Annotated in this window: 15 protein-coding genes and 2 pseudogenes; 16 read left to right on the plus strand and 1 reads right to left on the minus strand. The window is 51.3% G+C overall.

Annotated features, from left to right (window positions below):
• Positions 1 to 166 precede the first annotated feature (166 nt).
• The 4 genes and pseudogenes from AACL06_RS03320 (at position 167) to AACL06_RS03335 (ending at position 3,455) form a co-directional block, all read left to right on the plus strand.
• A pseudogene (locus tag AACL06_RS03320) lies at positions 167 to 1,106 on the plus strand (YbgA family protein).
• A pseudogene (locus tag AACL06_RS03325) lies at positions 1,107 to 1,628 on the plus strand (deoxyribodipyrimidine photo-lyase).
• Positions 1,629 to 2,046: 418 nt separating this feature from the next.
• Positions 2,047 to 2,532: an FAD-binding domain-containing protein gene (locus AACL06_RS03330; RefSeq protein ID WP_339038252.1), complete on the plus strand. Its 486-nt coding sequence runs from the start codon at positions 2,047 to 2,049 to the stop codon at positions 2,530 to 2,532.
• Positions 2,533 to 2,711: 179 nt separating this feature from the next.
• Positions 2,712 to 3,455 (plus strand): type 2 GTP cyclohydrolase I, encoded by a 744-nt coding sequence (locus AACL06_RS03335; protein ID WP_339037876.1) that lies wholly within the window; start codon positions 2,712 to 2,714, stop codon positions 3,453 to 3,455.
• A gap of 276 nt (positions 3,456 to 3,731) precedes the next feature.
• On the opposite strand, the gene AACL06_RS03340 is transcribed toward AACL06_RS03335, so the two are convergent.
• The gene (locus AACL06_RS03340) at positions 3,732 to 5,027 is read right to left on the minus strand and encodes a citrate synthase (protein ID WP_339037878.1); all 1,296 of its coding nucleotides are present in this window, start codon (positions 5,025 to 5,027) and stop codon (positions 3,732 to 3,734) included.
• Positions 5,028 to 5,771: 744 nt separating this feature from the next.
• On the opposite strand from AACL06_RS03340, the gene sdhC reads away from it, so the two are divergent.
• From sdhC to crr, 12 genes are all read left to right on the plus strand, one after another.
• Entirely contained in the window at positions 5,772 to 6,125 is a 354-nt protein-coding gene (gene sdhC, locus AACL06_RS03345; protein ID WP_339038254.1) for a succinate dehydrogenase cytochrome b556 subunit, read from the plus strand.
• Positions 6,119 to 6,466: a succinate dehydrogenase membrane anchor subunit gene (gene sdhD, locus AACL06_RS03350; protein ID WP_339037880.1), complete on the plus strand. Its 348-nt coding sequence runs from the start codon at positions 6,119 to 6,121 to the stop codon at positions 6,464 to 6,466. Before sdhC ends, sdhD begins: the two co-directional genes overlap by 7 nt.
• A complete protein-coding gene (sdhA, locus tag AACL06_RS03355) occupies positions 6,467 to 8,233 on the plus strand; it encodes a succinate dehydrogenase flavoprotein subunit (protein ID WP_339037881.1) in 1,767 nt (588 codons plus the stop codon).
• A gap of 16 nt (positions 8,234 to 8,249) precedes the next feature.
• On the plus strand, positions 8,250 to 8,966 hold the full coding sequence (locus AACL06_RS03360) for a succinate dehydrogenase iron-sulfur subunit (RefSeq protein ID WP_339038256.1): 717 nt from the start codon (positions 8,250 to 8,252) through the stop codon (positions 8,964 to 8,966).
• A 278-nt stretch (positions 8,967 to 9,244) separates the two neighbouring features.
• Positions 9,245 to 12,052 (plus strand): 2-oxoglutarate dehydrogenase E1 component, encoded by a 2,808-nt coding sequence (gene sucA / locus AACL06_RS03365; protein ID WP_339038258.1) that lies wholly within the window; start codon positions 9,245 to 9,247, stop codon positions 12,050 to 12,052.
• A 52-nt stretch (positions 12,053 to 12,104) separates the two neighbouring features.
• Positions 12,105 to 13,319, plus strand: a complete 1,215-nt coding sequence (gene odhB, locus AACL06_RS03370) for a 2-oxoglutarate dehydrogenase complex dihydrolipoyllysine-residue succinyltransferase (protein WP_339037883.1) — start codon at positions 12,105 to 12,107, stop codon at positions 13,317 to 13,319.
• A gap of 244 nt (positions 13,320 to 13,563) precedes the next feature.
• Positions 13,564 to 14,730 carry an ADP-forming succinate--CoA ligase subunit beta gene (gene sucC, locus AACL06_RS03375; RefSeq protein ID WP_339037886.1) on the plus strand — a complete coding sequence of 389 codons (1,167 nt, stop codon included), beginning with the start codon at positions 13,564 to 13,566 and terminating at the stop codon, positions 14,728 to 14,730.
• Positions 14,730 to 15,602, plus strand: coding sequence for a succinate--CoA ligase subunit alpha (gene sucD, locus AACL06_RS03380; RefSeq protein WP_339037888.1), 873 nt, complete (start codon positions 14,730 to 14,732; stop codon positions 15,600 to 15,602). The genes sucC and sucD overlap by 1 nt, the downstream gene beginning before the upstream one ends.
• A gap of 431 nt (positions 15,603 to 16,033) precedes the next feature.
• A complete protein-coding gene (gene cysK / locus AACL06_RS03385; protein WP_339037890.1) occupies positions 16,034 to 17,002 on the plus strand; it encodes a cysteine synthase A in 969 nt (322 codons plus the stop codon).
• A 353-nt stretch (positions 17,003 to 17,355) separates the two neighbouring features.
• Entirely contained in the window at positions 17,356 to 17,613 is a 258-nt protein-coding gene (gene ptsH / locus AACL06_RS03390) for a phosphocarrier protein Hpr (protein WP_339037892.1), read from the plus strand.
• A 47-nt stretch (positions 17,614 to 17,660) separates the two neighbouring features.
• A complete protein-coding gene (gene ptsI, locus AACL06_RS03395) occupies positions 17,661 to 19,388 on the plus strand; it encodes a phosphoenolpyruvate-protein phosphotransferase PtsI (protein ID WP_339037894.1) in 1,728 nt (575 codons plus the stop codon).
• Between the two features lie 57 nt (positions 19,389 to 19,445).
• Complete coding sequence (gene crr, locus AACL06_RS03400; RefSeq protein ID WP_339037896.1) at positions 19,446 to 19,955, plus strand: PTS glucose transporter subunit IIA; 510 nt, start codon at positions 19,446 to 19,448, stop codon at positions 19,953 to 19,955.
• Positions 19,956 to 20,069 lie beyond the last annotated feature (114 nt).

Below are 20,069 nucleotides of genomic sequence, written 5' to 3' on the forward strand. Positions count from 1 at the left end.
ACGCTGTTTTCTCAGCGCTTTCTTATGCCTACCACCATGCAATGAGACTCAGGTTGCCACTTATGAATACCTCAAAGCTATGGTTTTTGTCTTATAGAGGCAAGGTAGTATTCTGCAAGCCCCTCTTCTACACTTCTACCATCATCCAGCACAGTAGGAGAGCACGATGAGCGATAAGATCCCACTAGGCATCAGCGCCTGCATACTCGGCGATGCGGTGCGTTTTAATGGCGGCCACAAGCGCTTGGCTTTTGCGGTAGAGGAACTGGCCCCTTATGTGCGTTTTGAGGCTATCTGCCCGGAAACGGCGATTGGCCTGCCGACGTAGCGGACATCGCTGCGTTACAGCAACGATGCCAGCGTCGATCTGGCCGATAATATGCAGCAATTCGCCGGACGGTAAGTAGCAGCATTGCAGCATTTGTGCGGCTATATCGTTTGTGCCAAATCCCCCAGTTGCGGCATGGCGCGGGTTCGGGTTTACAGAGAGGACGGTAAAGACTCGCGCAAAAAATGGCATTGGGCTATTCACCGCTGAACTTCTGAGTCAAATGCCATGGCTGCCAGTGGAAGAAAATGGTCGACTGAATGATGTAACGCTGCGGAAAAACTTTATCGAACGAGTCTATGCACTGTATGACCTGAATATGCTATGGCACAAAGGGCTGACCCGTGGCGGTTTGATCGCCTTCCATAGCCGCTACAAGCTGTCGCTGTTGGCGCATTCGCAGTCCCAGTATCGCCAGCTTGGACGCTTTGTCGCTGGTATTGGTGAATGGGATTCGCTGGAGGCGTTCGCGGTTGAATACCGCCGTCGCCTGCGGGCGTTGCTGGCACTCAAGGCGACACGGCGTAATCACACCAACGTGTTGATACATGTACAGGGTTATTTTCGCCAGCAACTGAATGCCGCTCAACGGTGCGAACTGGCGCAATTAATCGACCGCTATCGGCAGGGCATGCAGCCATTGCTAGCACCGATCGCGCTGCTCAAACATTATATGGCTGAATACCCAGATAGCTATCTGGCGGATCAACGCTATTTCGACCCTTACCCTGAGGCGTTGCGTCTGCGTTACGGCCATGATTCACAAGTAGCTTTATGAATGATCACACACTTGGTATGGTTGCGTAATGATCTACGTATCACTGATAACAAAGCACTGCATGCTGCCTACAACGAGCCTGATGCTAGGGTTTTGGCGGTGTTTATTACCACCCCGCAACAATGGCATCGGCATGGCACCTCGCCAGGCGGCACTGATCCACGCTAGCCTGAAGCAGTTGCAACAGGCACTGGCGCAAAAAGGCATTCCGCTGTATTGCCATCAGTGCGATGACTTTGCGGCTTCGATTGACTGGCTGACGGACTACTGCGCGCAAAGCAGCAGGTAGCGGTGTTGTTTTACAATCGGCAGTATGAGCTAAATGAATGGCGGCGCGATCAACAAGTGGAACAGCGCCTGGCTGGCCGGGTGCGCTGCCAGCATTTCGATGAAAGTCTGCTGTTACCACCTGGGAGCGTGAAAACCAGCAGTGGCGAAATGTATAAAGTTTACACGCCGTTCCGTAACGCTTTTATCCGTCGCTTGACCGAATCTGACGTGCGTTGCCTGCCGACACTATAACCACGCGCTGGTGCTTTGCCAATACCGGATGCGCCTCCAGCGTTTAAGTACCGGTCTGCCGAGCCAGGGGAGGATTTCCCTGCTGGCGAACAGGCGGCGCTACAGCGGCTGCGGGCTTTCTGCAGCCAGCAGGTGCAGGATTATTTTACCCAGCGCGACCTGCCGGCTATTGCGGGCACCAGTAGCCTATCGCCCTATCTGGCGATTGGCACACTATGTCCTTGACAATGCTTCAATCGGCTGTGTGCTGAGCATCCTTCGGTATTGGAAGAACGTGAAAGCAGCGCTTTCGGCTGGCTCAATGAGCTGATCTGGCGTGAGTTTTATCGGCATCTGATGGCGGCTTATCCGGCATTATGCAGATATCGGCCCTTATATCGCGTGGACAGATAATGTACGCTGGCGGAACGATGAATCACTGCTTAAAGCTTGGCAACGGGGGGGAACGGGCTATCCGATCGTCGATGCAGCCATGCGCCAACTGAATAATACCGGTTGGATGCACAATAGGTTGCGGATGATAAGCGCCAGTTTTTTGGTGAAGGATTTGCTGATCGACTGGCGCGCCGGTGAGCGTTATTTTATATGGCAATTGATGGACGGCGATTTGGCGGCCAATAACGGCGGCTGGCAATGGGTGGCTTCTACCGGCACCGATGCTGCCCCCTATTTCCGCATTTTTAATTCGACCAGCCAGAGTGAACGATTTGATACACAAGGCAAATTTATCCGTAAATGGTTGCCTGAACTGGCAGATGTGCCGGACAATGACATTCATCAACCCCACCTTTGGGCACAGAAGCAGCAGCTTGTGCTGAATTATCCACTGCCAGTGGTCGATCATCGGCAGGCTCGCCTGGAGACTCTGGCGGCTTTTGAGGCGGTGAAACAGGGAGGATCTTAGGGTAATGGCAAGGCGCGCTGAAAGATTCTCCGGTATTTATCGGTTATATCAAGCTCAGTTTGGAACAAGGTGAAGGTATGCGCTGCACTATTAAAGCAAGGCAACGATCTGGGGGATAGGGACGTTGTCTTGATTGCGTAAGGTGGCCATCAGACATTTACCTATGAAGAGAGAAGATTATGCGTAACCTCGATCTGGAAAATCTGATCAACAGCGAGCTAAATACGGCGGCGTTTCAGGACGATGGGCCTAATGGACTGCAAGTGGAAGGGCGTGCGCATGTACAACGTATCGTCACGGGGGTCACTGCCTGCCAGGCGTTGTTGGACGCGGCGCTGGAACAGCAGGCTGACGCTATTATTGTACATCATGGTTATTTCTGGAAAAACGAAGCGCCAGTGGTGTGTGGCATGAAGCGCAATCGGCTGAAAACGTTGCTAACCAATGACATTAATCTGTATGGTTACCATCTGCCGCTCGACGCGCATTCGGTGCTGGGAAACAACTCACAGTTAGCGCAAGCGCTCGGCATCCGGGTGATTGGCGAGGTGGAACCGCTGGTGCCGCACGGCGAGTTTGACCAGCCACTGACTGGCACTGAATTGCAACAGCGCATCGAAAACTGTCTGGGTCGTAGCGTGCTGTATTGTGGCGATAATGCGCCAGAGCATATCCGCCGCGTGGCCTGGTGTACCGGCGGTGGCCAGGGTTTTATCGACAGCGCGGCACGTTTTGGCGTCGACGCCTTTATCAGTGGTGAAGTATCGGAGCAGACCATTCACAGCGCACGGGAAATGGGGGTTAACTTCTTCGCCGCTGGCCACCATGCTACCGAACGCGGCGGTGTTAAAGCGTTGGGCGAATGGTTGGCGCAGCAGCACGGCTTTAGCGTGACCTTCATCGATATCCCTAATCCCGCCTGATGTCTCTTCTCATGACGCCGCCCGGTTTCACCGCCGGTTGTTGCGCGCTGTCCGTGTGCAAACTGGCGGTAACAATGTACGCCTACTGGGATAGGCTCTTAGCGCGACCTGCGGGTGTGGCTGGAAACCGCCCAGAGTGCCATTTTGCTCTATAGTACCTCGGATATCACCCTGGTGCCGAGTTTACTGGCCCCCTTGCCTTGCTTGTCAGACATATGCAAAAGAATGCCGTCCAATCGGGCGGCGCTGTGCGGCATTAGCCAGGGTAAAGCCGCATTATGTGTTCTTTAGCTGGGGTTTGAAATCACGCTCAGTATAGCCGGTGTACAACTGGCGAGGGCGGGCAATTTTTATGCCTTCATCGTGCATTTCGTTCCAATGCGCGATCCAGCCCATGGTGCGGGCGATGGCGAAAATAACCGTAAACATAGAAGAAGGAATGCCCATCGCCTTCAGTATGATGCCTGAATAGAAATCGACATTCGGGTACAGTTTTTTCTCGATAAAGTATGGATCATTCAGCGCAATGTGTTCTAGCTCCATCGCTACCTGTAGCAAGTTGTCGTCCTTTTTGTTCAGTTCTTTCAGAACTTGGTGACAGGTTTCACGCATCACGGTGGCACGCGGGTCATGGTTCTTATACACGCGGTGGCCGAACCCCATCAAACGGAACGAGTCGTTCTTATCTTTGGCACGCTTGATGAATTTTGGAATGTGATCGACGGTATTGATCTCTTCTAGCATTTTTAGTGCAGCTTCGTTGGCACCGCCGTGCGCCGGGCCCCATAGAGAAGCGATACCAGCTGCAATGCAGGCAAACGGATTGGCACCGGAGGAGCCTGCGGTACGTACGGTAGACGTGGAGGCATTCTGTTCATGGTCAGCATGCAGGATCAAGATGCGATCCATGGAGCGTTCCAACACCGGGTTCACTACGTATTCTTCGCATGGGGTAGCAAACATCATGTGTAGGAAGTTGCCAGCGTAAGAGAGATCATTGCGCGGATAAATAAACGGCTGGCCTAGAGAATATTTGTAACACATCGCCGCCACGGTCGGCATTTTTGACAGCAGGCGGAAAGCGGTGATCTCGCGGTGACGTTCGTTGTTGATGTTCAGCGCATCGTGGTAGAATGCGGCTAACGCGCTGATCACGCCGCATAGCACTGCCATCGGGTGCGAGTCGCGGCGGAATCCACGGAGCAAATGGCTGATCTCGTCATGGATCATGGTGTGGCGGGTCACGGTGGTTTTAAAGGTATCGAATTCTTCTGCGGTTGGTGCCTCGCCGTATAACAGGATGTAGCACACTTCCAGATAGCAAGACTCTTTCGCCAACTGCTCGATCGGGAAACCACGATGCAGCAGAATGCCCTTGTCGCCATCGATGAAGGTGATTTTTGATTCGCATGAGGCGGTAGAAGTAAAGCCGGGATCAAATGTGAAATAACCTTTGGAACCGAGAGTGCGGACATCAAGGACATCACGACCCAGTGTTGGGGTTAATAAACTCAATTCGATCGGGGGTTCACCATCATTACTAAACGTTAGCGTCGCTTTCTTATCAGTCATTTATGTCTCCTTAGCGCCTTAGAATCTATCCCACTAGGCTATTTTATTTGCCATTTTGGCCCTGGGGCAATGCTAACCATCCTCACGTACGTCATGTACACTGCGGTTGTTACGCGCTGTCCTGATCCAAACTGGCTACAACAATGAACGCCCACTGGAATAGGCTCTTAATTTTAAAAACGTCTAAAACCTGAAATACCTTAAATCTTATCAGGTTGCCCGCACAAAATGGAGCGGACGTTAATCCTATGAGCGACATTTGCTTTTTGCGGTAAAGCTGGGTGGGAAACCACAGCTATCGGGATAGGCTTGGTAGGTACACCGTTACATATCTTGGATAATGGAGAAGGTGTAGCTGCTGACCTAGAGAGCATCATAAAACTTTTTGCAATCAATATGTAATTCAAATACTTACTTATTGTAAATTTAAGCGATTAGTATCGTAATAATTGTGAGATGTGTGATCTAAATCACTGTTCGGTAGAAATGTTATCAAAGTGATTGTATGTTAATTGTAATAATAATGTACCCCTTCTATACTGCCGCGAGGTCTCCGGATTACCCGAAGTTGGGACTCCCAGCGTTATAAATGCGCGCCGTTTGAGCACAGAGGATATTGATGTTTAAGCGCGTGACGCGTAAGGGTTTTGGCTCTTAACGCTGTTTGATTCTTACCCAGACCCGGAGGAAGGAAAATCATAAGAGCTGCGTGGAATAGATGTGAAAAAAAAACGACCTGTCAATATGGATCTGCAAACGATCCGCTTTCCCGTAACTGCAATAGCCTCTATCTTACATCGAATCTCTGGCGTAATTACCTTTATTGCTGTGGGCATTCTCCTTTGGCTACTGGGCCTGTCTCTCTCTTCCGCTGAAGGTTTCATGCAGGCAGCCGCCATCATGAATAGCTTCATTGTCAAATTCATATTATGGGGCATCCTCACGGCGCTGGCCTATCACATTTGCGGTGGCGTGCGTCACTTGCTGATGGATTTTGGCTGTATCGTAGAGAGTCTGGCCGCTGGTAACCGCTCAGCCCAGGTGGCGATCTGTCTGACCATTGTGCTATCAGTTTTGGCTGGAGTTTGGGTATGGTAAACAATGTTTCTGCATTAGGGCACAACGGCGTGCACGATTGGTTGTTGCTACGAGCTTCCTCCATCATCATTATTCTGTATGTCCTGTATCTCCTTGGTTTTTTTATCTTGGCCCCAGACCTCACCTATGAAATCTGGCACGGTTTCTTCGCTACCTCTATGACAAAAGTATTCACCTTGCTGACCTTGCTGTCGATTCTGGTCCACGCTTGGATCGGCTTGTGGCAGGTACTGACGGATTATGTCAAACCGCTGGCGGTTCGCTTAGTGTCGCAACTAGCGATCGTTGTCGTATTGCTGGTCTATTTATTGTATGGAACTATCGTCGTGTGGGGTGTTTAAATGAAACTGCCGGTCAGAGAGTTTGATGCAGTGGTTATCGGTGCCGGTGGCGCAGGTATGCGTGCTGCGTTACAGATTTCCCAAGCGGGTTTAACTTGCGCCCTGCTGTCCAAAGTATTCCCGACCCGTTCCCATACTGTCTCTGCGCAGGGTGGTATCACTGTTGCGCTCGGCAATAGCCATGAAGACAACTGGGAATGGCATATGTATGACACGGTGAAAGGTTCCGACTATATCGGTGATCAGGACGCCATTGAGTATATGTGTAAAACCGGCCCGGAAGCCATTTTGGAACTGGAACATATGGGGTTGCCGTTCTCCCGTCTGGACGATGGCCGAATCTATCAACGCCCATTCGGTGGCCAATCGCTGAACTTCGGCGGTGGGCAGGCAGCACGGACCGCTGCGGCTGCTGACCGTACCGGTCACGCACTGCTGCACAGCTTGTACCAACAGAACCTGAAGAACCACACTACCATCTTCTCCGAGTGGTATGCGCTGGATCTGGTGAAAAACTCGGAGGGTGCCGTAGTGGGTACTACCGCTATCTGCATAGAAACCGGTGAAGTGGCTTACTTCAAAGCCAAGGCTACGGTGCTGGCGACTGGTGGTGCAGGCCGTATTTATCAGTCTACCACCAACGCCCACATCAACACCGGTGACGGTGTCGGCATGTCGCTGCGTGCTGGTGTGCCGGTGCAGGACATGGAAATGTGGCAGTTCCATCCGACCGGCATCGCTGGTGCTGGGGTACTGGTGACTGAAGGCTGCCGTGGTGAAGGCGGCTATCTGCTGAACAAACACGGCGAGCGCTTCATGGAGCGTTATGCGCCGAACGCCAAAGACTTGGCAGGGCGCGATGTGGTTGCCCGTTCCATCATGATTGAAATCCGTGAAGGCCGTGGTTGTGATGGCCCTTGGGGGCCACACGCCAAGTTGAAGTTGGATCATTTGGGCAAAGATGTGCTGGAATCCCGTTTACCGGGCATTCTGGAACTGTCACGCACTTTCGCGCATGTCGATCCGGTGAAAGAACCCATCCCGGTTATCCCGACCTGCCACTACATGATGGGCGGTATTCCGACCAAAGTGTCTGGTCAAGTGCTGACGGTAAACGATCAAGGTGAAGATGTGGTCATTCAGGGGCTGTTCGCTGTGGGTGAAATTGCCTGCGTATCGGTGCATGGTGCTAACCGTCTGGGGGGCAACTCGCTACTGGATCTGGTGGTATTCGGCCGTTCTGCTGGCTTGCACCTACAAGCATCGCTTGAAGGGCAGGGAGAGAACCGTGACGCCAGTGAGTCTGATGTAGCAGCCTCGCTGGAGCGTTTGAACCGCTGGAATAATACCCGCTCAGGTGAAGACCCGGTTGAAATTCGTAAGGCACTTCAATCCTGTATGCAGCACAATTTCTCAGTATTCCGTGAAGGTGATGCGATGGCCAAAGGGCTGGAAGAACTGAAAGTGATCCGTGAACGTCTGAAGCATGCCAGGCTGGACGATACCTCCAGCGAGTTCAACACCCAGCGTATCGAATGCCTGGAGTTGGATAACCTGATGGAGACCGCATATTCCACTGCGGTGTCGGCCAACTTTCGTACTGAGAGCCGGGGTGCACATAGCCGTTTCGATTATCCGGAACGTGATGACGCCAACTGGCTATGCCATTCGCTATATCTGCCGCAATCGGAAAGCATGACGTGCCGTCAGGTTAATATGCAACCGAAGTTGCGTCCGGCATTCCCGCCGAAAGTGCGTTCTTACTAATTGCGGAGATTGATTGATGAAACTCGAATTTTCGGTTTATCGCTACAACCCGGATGCCGACGATGCACCATACATGCAGGATTACAACCTGGAAGCGGAAGAAGGGCGTGACATGATGCTGCTGGATGCATTAATCCAACTGAAGGAGCAAGACCCGACTCTGTCATTCCGCCGTTCATGCCGTGAGGGCGTGTGCGGTTCCGATGGGATCAATATAAACGGCAAAAACGGCTTGGCGTGCATCACTCCAATCTCTTCGCTGCGTAAAGGTCACGAAAAAATTGTGATCCGCCCGCTGCCGGGGTTACCGGTGGTACGCGATCTGGTGGTAGATATGGGCCAGTTCTACGCTCAATATGAAAAGATAAAACCTTATCTGCTAAACGATGGCAAGTATCCCCCGGCGCGCGAACATCTACAGTCACCGGAGCAACGGGCTAAACTGGATGGTCTGTACGAGTGCATTCTGTGTGCTTGCTGCTCAACGTCTTGCCCATCGTTCTGGTGGAACCCTGACAAGTTCATAGGCCCGGCTGGGCTGCTGGCAGCGTATCGCTTCCTGATCGACAGCCGTGATACGGAAAAACAAGAACGTTTAGATGATCTAGACGACGCTTTTAGTGTTTTCCGCTGCCATAGCATAATGAACTGTGTCAGTGTATGTCCTAAAGGTTTGAATCCGACGCGTGCTATTGGGCATATCAAGTCCATGCTGCTGCAACGCAGCGCATAAAGGGAATGAGAGGCTGCGCCGGGCAGTATTCCGGCGCATATCGCACGGAAGGTAACCGCTAAAAACTGACCCATGGTTGTGGTGTTCCATGCAGCCTGATTTGTTCGCCGGTTTTTAGAGGTTCCTTCTATAAGGAACCCAAGGTTCATAACAGCGTATATCAGTTATTTTAGTGGCTATAAGATACGCCGAGTGAATCGTTTACGGATAACCGTATTTATCACGGTAATTATGCTAACTACGGCGAAAACTAAAGCTTCCAAGCTTAAGGAATCATGATGCAGAACGGCGCAATGAAGGCCTGGCTGGATTCCTCCTATCTGACAGGCGCGAACCAGTCTTACATAGAGCAACTCTATGAAGATTTTTTAACTGATCCTAGCTCCGTTGAAGATAGCTGGCGTTCCATTTTTCAGCAAGTTACCTCTGGGGGGATAAAATCCAATCATCTTCACTCTAAAATACGCGATTACTTCCGCCGCCTGGCGAAAGACACCACAGGGTACAACACTACCAACACTGATCCAGAAACCGATGCCAAACAAGTCAAGGTATTGCAACTAATCAATGCCTTCCGTTTCCGTGGGCATCAGCATGCTAACCTCGATCCGCTTGGCCTGTGGCAGCAGGAGAAAGTGTCTGACCTTGATCCCGCTTACCACAATCTGACTGAAGTCGATTTCCATGAAACCTTTAACGTGGGTTCTTTCGCCATCGGCAAAGAAACCATGAAACTGGGTGACCTGTACGCTGCGCTGAAGAAGACCTACTGTGGTTCGATTGGTGCAGAGTACATGCACATCACCTATACTGAAGAGAAAGGCTGGCTCCAGCAACGCATCGAATCGGTGGGGGGGAACGCTAGCTTTACCCGCGATGAGAAACGCCGTTTCTTGAATGAGTTGACCGCAGCGGAAGGTCTGGAACGTTATCTGGGTGCCAAGTTTCCTGGCGCGAAGCGCTTCTCGCTAGAAGGTGGTGACGCGTTGGTGCCCATGCTGAAAGAAATGGTGCGTCACGCGGGCAATAATGGTATGCGTGAAGTGGTACTGGGCATGGCTCACCGTGGCCGCCTGAATGTGTTGATCAATGTGCTGGGCAAAAAGCCGTCCGACCTGTTTGACGAGTTCGCTGGCAAGCATAAGGAACACCTCGGCACTGGTGACGTGAAATACCACGAGGGCTTTTCCTCCGATGTAGAAACTGAAGGTGGCATGGTTCACCTGGCACTGACGTTCAATCCATCGCACCTGGAGATCGTCAGCCCAGTTGTGATGGGCTCGGTACGCGCCCGCCGCGATCGTCTGGACGAAACGCGCAGTAATAGGGTGCTGCCAATTACTATCCATGGTGACGCGGCTATTACTGGTCAGGGTGTAGTGCAGGAAACCCTGAATATGTCGCAGGCGCGCGGTTACGAAGTGGGTGGCACGGTGCGCATCGTCATCAACAACCAGGTGGGTTTCACCACCTCCAACCCGCTAGATACCCGCTCAACCCGGTATTGTACCGACATCGCCAAAATGGTTCAAGCACCGATCTTCCACGTCAACGCAGACGATCCAGAAGCGGTGGCGTTCGTCACCCGCCTGGCATTGGATTTCCGTAACACCTTTAAACGTGATGTGATGATCGATTTGGTCTGCTACCGTCGTCATGGGCATAACGAGGCCGATGAGCCAAGCGCCACCCAGCCGGTTATGTACCAGAAGATCAAAAAACACCCAACGCCACGCGAAATCTACACTGATATTCTGACCGAACAAAAAGTAGCTAGCCTGGAAGATGCCACAGAAATGGTGAATTTGTACCGTGACGCGCTCGACCGTGGCGACTGTGTCGTTGAAGAGTGGCGTCCGATGAACCTGCATTCCTTCACCTGGTCGCCATACCTGAACCATGAGTGGGACGAGGAGTACCCAAGCAAAGTCGAGATGAAACGCTTGCAGGAGCTGGCTCGCTGCATCAGCAGTGTGCCGGAAGCAATCGAAATGCAATCACGCGTAGCGAAAATCTACCGCGACTGTGCAGAGATGGCCGCAGGTAACAAACCGTTCGACTGGGGTGCGGCTGAAACGCTGGCCTATGCCACCCTGGTGGATGAAGGCATCCCTATCCGCATCTCTGGTGAAGATGTCAGCCGTGGCACCTTCTTCCATCGCCATGCGGTGGTGCACAACCAGAAAAACAGCTCGGTCTATGTTCCGCTAGCGAATATCCACAGTGGCCAGGGCGAATTCAACGTCTGGGACTCGGTACTGTCTGAGGAAGCCGTGCTGGCGTTCGAATATGGTTACGCTACCGCTGAACCACGCACACTGACCATTTGGGAGGCGCAATTCGGTGACTTTGCCAACGGTGCGCAAGTTGTTATCGATCAGTTCATCAGCTCCGGCGAGCAGAAATGGGGGCGCATGTGTGGCCTGGTGATGTTGCTGCCACACGGTTACGAAGGCCAGGGGCCAGAGCACTCTTCAGCGCGTCTGGAACGATACCTGCAGCTTTGTGCAGAGCAGAATATGCAAGTATGCATCCCATCTACTCCGGCGCAGGTTTACCATATGCTACGCCGACAGGCACTACGCGGAATGCGCCGCCCGCTGGTGGTGATGTCGCCTAAGTCACTGCTGCGTCACCCGCAGGCGGTTTCTTCCCTGGAAGAGTTGGCCAATGGCACTTTCTTGTCGGCTATCGGCGAGATCGACGATCTGGAGCCGAAAGCGGTCAAACGCATGGTGCTGTGCGCTGGCAAAGTGTACTACGACCTGCTGGAGCAGCGCCGCAAGAATGAGCAGAAAGACGTCGCCATCATCCGTATCGAGCAGTTATATCCGTTCCCGCATCAGGCGGTTCAGGCGGTGCTGGAGAAATATGCACATGTGCATGATTTCGTTTGGTGTCAAGAAGAGCCGTTAAACCAGGGGGCCTGGTATTGCAGCCAACACAACTTACGAGAAGTGGTGCCATTCGGCGCTTCTTTACGTTACGCCGGACGTCCTGCCTCTGCCTCTCCGGCGGTGGGTTATATGTCGGTACACCAGAAGCAACAGCAGGCTCTGGTGAACGACGCGCTGAATATTGATTAGTGCTTGTTCTTTTGCTAGCAAATGAAGGGTAAAAAATTTAAGGGGAAGCTAAATGAGTAGCGTAGATATTCTGGTTCCTGACCTTCCTGAATCGGTTGCCGATGCAACGGTAGCCGCCTGGCACAGGAAACCGGGTGACAACGTTCAGCGTGATGAAGTCCTGGTGGAAATCGAAACCGACAAGGTAGTGTTTGAAGTGCCGGCCAGTGAAGCTGGTATTCTTGATGCGATCGTGGAAGAAGTGGGTGCTACTGTGCTGTCTCGCCAGATCCTTGGCCGCATCCATTCGGGCGACCGCTCTGGCAAACCGACCAGCGAGAAAAGCCTCACACCTAAAGACGCTACCTCTGTTCAGTGCGCTACCGCCAGCCTGGAAGCAGCAAGCAATGACGCGCTCAGCCCGGCAATTCGTCGGCTGATCGCTGAACACGATCTCGACGCCAGTTCCATCAAAGGCAGCGGTGTGGGCGGCCGTATCACTCGTGAAGACGTGGAAGTGCATCTGGCTAACAGCAAGCAAACTGATAAACTGACCGCTGAAGCGGCACCACAACCTACCCTGAGAAATCGCTACGAAAAACGCGTGCCGATGACCCGCCTACGTAAACGCGTGGCTGAACGCCTGTTAGAAGCGAATAATAGTACTGCCATGCTGACCACCTTCAACGAAATCAACATGCAGCCGATCATGGATCTGCGTAATCAGTACGGTGAAGCCTTCGAGAAGCGCCACGGTGTGCGTCTAGGCTTTCTGTCCTTCTACATCAAGGCGGTGGTTGAAGCGCTGAAGCGTTATCCAGAAGTGAACGCGTCGATCGACGGTTCTGATGTGGTTTATCACAATTACTTTGATGTCAGTATCGCGGTATCTACCCCACATGGCCTGGTGACGCCAGTGCTACGTGATGTAGACACCATGAGTATGGCAGATATAGAATTTAAAATCAAAGCGTTAGCTGTTAAAGGCCGCGACAAAAAATTGACTGTAGAAGAACTGACCGGCGGTAATTTCACCATTACCAATGGCGGCGTATTCGGCTCATTGATGTCCACTCCAATCATCAACCCACCCCAGAGCGCTATTTTGGGTATGCATGCCATCAAAGATCGCCCCATGGCGGTTAATGGTCAGGTGGTGATCCAATCGATGATGTATCTGGCGCTGTCTTATGACCACCGCTTGATCGACGGCAAAGAGTCCGTCGGTTACTTGATGACAGTTAAAGATATGTTGGAAGATCCGGTTCGTCTGCTGCTGGACGTCTAGTAACCCTGGTCGGCGCAATACCTTAGCTGCATCAGCTGCATCGCGATGGCAACGGAGCTAATCCCCAGGAGAATAGCGAACTATGTGATTGGGGGGGAGAGAAAGCAACCAACAAAGATGCAGCTTTAAGTATGATGGGTATAACGCCGCGCCCATATTCTGTACTACGTGGCTGGAAAGTCATGCCCATTATCGTGCATCCCTGACCCGGATAAAACCTTCAGAACTGAATGGATAAAACACCATGAATTTACACGAATATCAGGCAAAACAGTTATTTGCTCGGTATGGTATGCCAGCACCTACCGGCTACACTTGTACCACGCCGGATGAAGCAGAAGAAGCCGCATCAAAAATCTGCTGTGGCCCGTGGGTGGTTAAATGTCAGGTTCATGCTGGCGGACGAGGTAAAGCTGGCGGCGTTAAAGTGATTAACAGTAAAGAAGATATCCGTGCTTTTGCGGAAGCCTGGTTGGGCAAACGTCTGGTGACCTACCAAACTGACGCGCTGGGCCAGCCAGTAAACCAAATACTGGTAGAAGCAGCGATCGACATCGATAAAGAACTGTACTTGGGCGCAGTAGTTGACCGCAGCTCCCGTCGCGTGGTGTTTATGGCATCCATTGAAGGCGGTGTTGAGATCGAAAAAGTGGCGCAAGATTCCCCGGAACTGATCCACAAAATGACCATCGATCCGTTGGTCGGGCCACAGCCTTACCAGGGCCGTGAGCTGGCCTTCAAGTTGGGGCTGACCGGCAAGCAAGTCAGTCTGTTCGCCAAGATCTTTATGGGGTTGGCAACGCTGTTCCTGGAGCGTGACCTGGCGATGGTTGAGATCAACCCGCTGGTGATCACCAAACAGGGCTACATGGTGTGCCTGGACGGCAAACTGGGTGCCGATGGTCACGCCTTGTTCCGACAGCCTGAACTGCGCGAAATGCGCGATCTTTCTCAAGAAGACGAGCGTGAATCCCGTGCGTCAAAGTGGGAGTTGAACTACGTAGCGCTTGACGGCAACATCGGCTGCATGGTTAACGGTGCTGGATTGGCAATGGGTACCATGGACATCGTTAAACTGCATGGTGGTGAACCGGCTAACTTCCTGGACGTAGGTGGTGGTGCAACGAGAGAGCGTGTCGCTGAAGCATTTAAAATCATCCTGTCCGATGATAAAGTGCAAGCGGTGCTAGTTAACATCTTCGGTGGTATCGTGCGTTGTGATCTGATCGCTGACGGCATCATCGGCGCAGTGGCTGAAGTGGGCGTGAACATTCCAGTGGTGGTGCGTCTGGAAGGGAATAACGCCGAACTGGGTACCAAAAAATTGGCGGACAGTGGTCTGAATATCATTGCTGCGAACAGCCTGACTGATGCGGCTTGGCAAGTTGTTGCGGCAGTGGAGGGTAAATAATGTCCATTTTAATCGATAAGAACACAAAAGTAATTTGCCAGGGTTTCACCGGTAGCCAGGGGACTTTCCACTCCGAACAAGCTATCGCTTACGGCACCAAAATGGTTGGTGGTGTGACTCCAGGCAAAGGTGGCACCCAGCATCTGGGGCTGCCGGTGTTTAGCACCGTGCGTGAAGCGGTTGAAGCCATGGGGGCGGATGCATCGGTGATTTATGTTCCTGCACCGTTCTGCAAAGACTCTATTCTGGAAGCAATTGATGCTGGCATTAAATTGATCATCACCATCACCGAAGGCATCCCAACGCTGGATATGCTGACGGTAAAAGTGAAGTTAGATGAAGCTGGCGTGCGTATGATTGGCCCGAATTGCCCAGGAGTTATCACCCCAGATGAATGCAAAATCGGCATTATGCCAGGCCACATCCACCAGCCAGGTAAAGTAGGTATCGTTTCCCGTTCCGGCACCCTGACCTATGAAGCGGTGAAACAAACCACCGATGCCGGTCTAGGCCAATCCACCTGTGTGGGTATCGGTGGCGACCCCATCCCCGGATCCAACTTTATTGATATCCTGAAGCTGTTCCAGCAAGATCCACAGACTGAAGCAATCGTGATGATCGGCGAAATCGGCGGCAGCGCTGAAGAAGAAGCGGCAGCCTACATCAAAGAATACGTTACCAAGCCGGTGGTCGGCTACATTGCCGGTGTCACCGCGCCTAAAGGCAAGCGTATGGGTCACGCTGGTGCGATCATTGCTGGCGGTAAAGGCACAGCAGACGAGAAGTTTGCGGCGCTGGAGGCGGCGGGGGTGAAAACCGTGCGCAGCCTGGCTGATATTGGTGATGCAGTGAAAGCGGTGTTGAATCGTTAATACGACAATACTATGCCCTGTGGATTTCAAGTGATAGCCAGGCGGCGTTCGCTCATCATCGGGAACTTACGTTATCGGGAACTTACGTTAGTTAGTGACTGGGTTGGGCGAGTGCATCCACATATCTTGATCTTTTTGGGGCTTTGTTGAATAAATCGGATTTGGAATAAAGAGTCCCCTGAATGGGCATGTTTCAGGGGACTCTTTATTCCAAATCCGATTTATTCAACAAAGCCCGTTATCGCGCGCAATACGTCCGTTCCTGACCCAATGACTTCAGTATGGTGTGCACTTTCTTTCGTCCTTATAATTGTGCTTAAAACTTATTTCCTAATAACATATAGATATACTAATTCTTTACTTCCATGCTGGTGTTGTTAGCGTATACTTCAGATATTCCTTACATTTTCATAGAGTTAAAGAACAAACTTATGAGCAAAATATATGAAGACAACTCTTTAACCATCGGACATACACCGCTAGTTCGTTTAAACCGTATCGGCAACGGGCGCATTTTAGCCAAGATTGAATCACGCAACCCAAGCTTCAGTGTCAAATGCCGCATTGGTGCCAATATGATTTGGGACGCTGAGCAACGCAGTATCCTGACCACTGGCAAAGAGCTGGTAGAGCCAACCAGCGGAAACACAGGCATCGCACTGGCCTTCGTTGCTGCGGCACGCGGCTATAAGCTGACGTTAACTATGCCGGAAACCATGAGCATTGAGCGCCGCAAACTACTCAAAGCACTGGGAGCTAACCTGGTGCTAACCGAAGGCGCAAAAGGCATGAAAGGTGCCATCACCAAAGCTGAAGAAATCGTTACCACTGATCCAGACCGTTATATTATCCTACAGCAATTCAGCAACCCGGCTAACCCGGAGATACATGAGAAAACGACTGGCCCAGAAATCTGGGAAGATACCGCCGGTACGGTAGACGTATTTATCTCCGGTGTAGGCACTGGCGGTACCCTGACTGGTGTCAGCCGGTACATCAAGCACACTAAAGGCAAGGCAATCACCACGGTAGCGGTGGAACCAAGCGACTCTCCGGTGATCAGCCAGGCGCTAGCTGGCGAAGAGCTGAAACCAGGCCCACACCAGATCCAGGGTATTGGTGCAGGCTTTATTCCAGGCAACCTGGATCTGGCTCTGGTGGATCGTGTCGAGCAAATCAGTAACGATGAGGCAATCAACATGGCGCGCCGCCTGATGAACGAAGAAGGTATTCTGGCAGGGATTTCCTCCGGTGCGGCAGTGGTGGTAGCGGTAAAATTGGCAGAAGAAACCGAATTCGCCGACAAAACCATGGTGGTGATCCTGCCGTCTTCCGGCGAGCGCTATCTCAGTGCCGCCTTGTTCGCTGGTTTATTCACCAAACAAGAATTGCAGCAATGAGGCTCACAAAGAACAAAAAGTTAAAAAAAGCGCCTTGAAAGGTGCTTTTTTGTGGGCTGGCTTTAGTATTTAACGGTGCATTATTTCGATGTGCAAAATTAATCGCCCTTTTTTTTGGCTTAGGGCCGAATCGTTTTCCTTGTTTGTCGCCGAGGCACTAGAACAGGCATAATAGGGGTTGGTTGAAACGACGTCAAAAATCAAATTTTCTGGTTTACAGTGCCTAAAGTATCGTTTTCTGTTGCATCAACACTTGCCGTAGTCAGGCGCTAAAACCAGAGAAACTAAACTCATGCTAGTGGGCTAAATTTTAGTACCACAACAATTACTTCTAATAAGTTGGGGAAATATCAATGTTTCAGCAAGAAATTACTATTACTGCTCCGAATGGTCTTCACACCCGCCCTGCCGCTAAGTTCGTAAAAGAAGCCAAAGGCTTCACCTCTGACATCACCGTGACTTCTAACGGTAAAAGCGCCAGCGCCAAAAGCCTGTTTAAACTGCAAACTCTGGGCCTGACTCAAGGCACCGTAGTTACCATCGAAGCTACTGGTGAAGATGAGCAGAAAGCCGTTGAGCACTTAGTAAAACTGATGGCAGAGCTTGAGTAATTGGCCCGTCTTTGTTAGTTAACACCAGTCAAGAGTAAGGTAGGGTTATGATTTCAGGCATTTTAGTATCACCGGGTATCGCTTTTGGTAAGGCTCTCCTACTGAAAGAAGATGAAATTGTCATCAACCGAAAGAAAATCGCTACAGATCATGTAGAGCAGGAAGTCTCACGTTTTCTGTCTGGCCGCGCCAAAGCATCTGAACAGTTGGCAGTTATCAAGGCCAAAGCAGGCGAAACCTTCGGCGAAGAGAAAGAAGCAATCTTCGAAGGCCACATCATGTTGCTGGAAGACGAAGAGCTTGAGCAGGAAATCATAGCCCTAATCAAAGATGAACATGTCACTGCCGATGCAGCGGCCCACACCGTGATCGAAAGCCAAGCGCATGCGTTGGAAGAGTTGGACGACGAATATCTGAAAGAGCGTGCAGCCGATGTACGCGACATCGGCAAGCGCTTACTGCGCAACATGCTCGGCATGCCTATCGTCGATCTGAGTACTATTCAAGACGAAGTGATCCTAGTGGCCACCGATTTGACCCCGTCTGAAACCGCACAGTTAAACCTGAAAAAAGTGTTGGGCCTCATCACTGATCTGGGTGGACGCACTTCGCACACCTCCATCATGGCACGCTCTCTAGAACTGCCAGCCATTGTGGGCACCAGCTATGTGACCAAGCAGGTGAAAACCGGTGATTACCTGATCCTGGATGCGATTAACAACAAGATTTACGTTAACCCCACTGCTGAAGTTATCGATCAGTTAAAAACCGCTCAGAGTCAGTACATCACTGAGAAAAACGATCTGGCTAAGCTGAAAGATCTACCCGCGATTACGCTAGATGGTCATCAGGTTGAAGTTTGCGCCAATATCGGCACCGTGCGCGATGTTGCTAGTGCCGAGCGCAACGGCGCTAAAGGCATCGGACTGTATCGTACTGAATTCCTGTTCATGAATCGTGATGCGCTACCGACTGAAGACGATCAGTTCCAGGTTTACAAAGCCGTTGCGGAAGCCATGGGTTTGCAGGTAGTGATCATCCGTACCATGGACATCGGCGGCGACAAAGACCTACCGTACATGAACCTGCCGAAGGAAGAGAACCCGTTCCTTGGCTGGCGCGCCATCCGCATCGCGATGGATCGTAGAGAGATCTTGCACGCCCAGCTACGCGCCATCCTGCGCGCTTCAGCGTTCGGTAAATTGCGTATCATGTTCCCGATGATTATTTCCGTGGAAGAAGTGCGCGATCTAAAAGACGAAATCGATAAGTTGAAAGCACAATTACGCGAAGAAGGTAAAGCGTTCGATGAAGCCATCGAAGTGGGTGTGATGGTAGAGACACCTGCTGCTGCGTCCATTGCCCACCACTTGGCAAAAGAGGTTGATTTCTTTAGTATTGGAACAAATGATCTCACCCAATATACTCTGGCAGTCGATCGTGGCAATGAGATGATTTCTCATCTTTATAATCCGTTATCCCCGTCAGTGCTCGGCTTGATCAAACAAGTTATTGATGCATCGCACGCAGAGGGTAAATGGACCGGCATGTGCGGTGAACTGGCTGGCGATGAACGTGCTACACTACTGTTATTAGGCATGGGGCTGGATGAGTTCAGTATGAGTGCGATCTCAATCCCACGCATCAAGAAAATCATTCGGAATACCAATTTTACAGATGTGCAAGCGTTGGCAGCGCAGGTCTTGGCACAGCCAACAGCACAAGACCTAATGAATTGCGTGAATAAATTCATCGAAGAAAAAACGCTCTGCTAAACTGCCACAGTACTGGAACGTGGGAGCGCAGCCCAATTTAATGCTTAGGAGAAGATCATGGGGTTGCTCGTTAAACTGAAATCACTGGTTTCTGATGACAAGAAAGATACGAGTACTATCGAAATTATCGCCCCCCTTTCTGGCGAAATCGTCAATATTGAGGATGTGCCGGATGTCGTGTTCGCTGAAAAGATCGTTGGTGATGGTATTGCCATTAAACCTTCCGGCGATAAAATGGTTGCCCCTGTTGACGGCACTATCGGCAAAATTTTCGAAACCAACCATGCTTTCTCTATCGCATCCGACAACGGTATCGAGCTGTTCGTGCATTTTGGTATCGATACCGTTGAGTTGAAAGGCGAAGGCTTTAAGCGTATTGCTGAAGAAGGCCAGCATGTCAAAAAAGGTGATGTCATTATCGAGTTCAACCTGCCCATGCTGGAAGAGAAAGCCAAGTCAATCTTGACTCCAGTTGTCATCTCCAACATAAACGAACTCAAAAAACTGATCAAACTTTCTGGCAATGTTATTGCCGGCGAAACCCCGATCATCCGCATCAGAAAGTAATCGTCAATCAGCATAAAAAAGGGCGCTTAAAAACGCCGTTTTTTATGCCTGCAATTATGCCTACAATGTAGGGGGTATAAACTCAATGCCCTTGCCGATGATTATCAGCTCTCC

It is taken from the genome of Serratia symbiotica (Periphyllus acericola), assembly GCF_964019515.1.
GTDB classification, from domain to species: domain Bacteria; phylum Pseudomonadota; class Gammaproteobacteria; order Enterobacterales; family Enterobacteriaceae; genus Serratia; species Serratia symbiotica_D.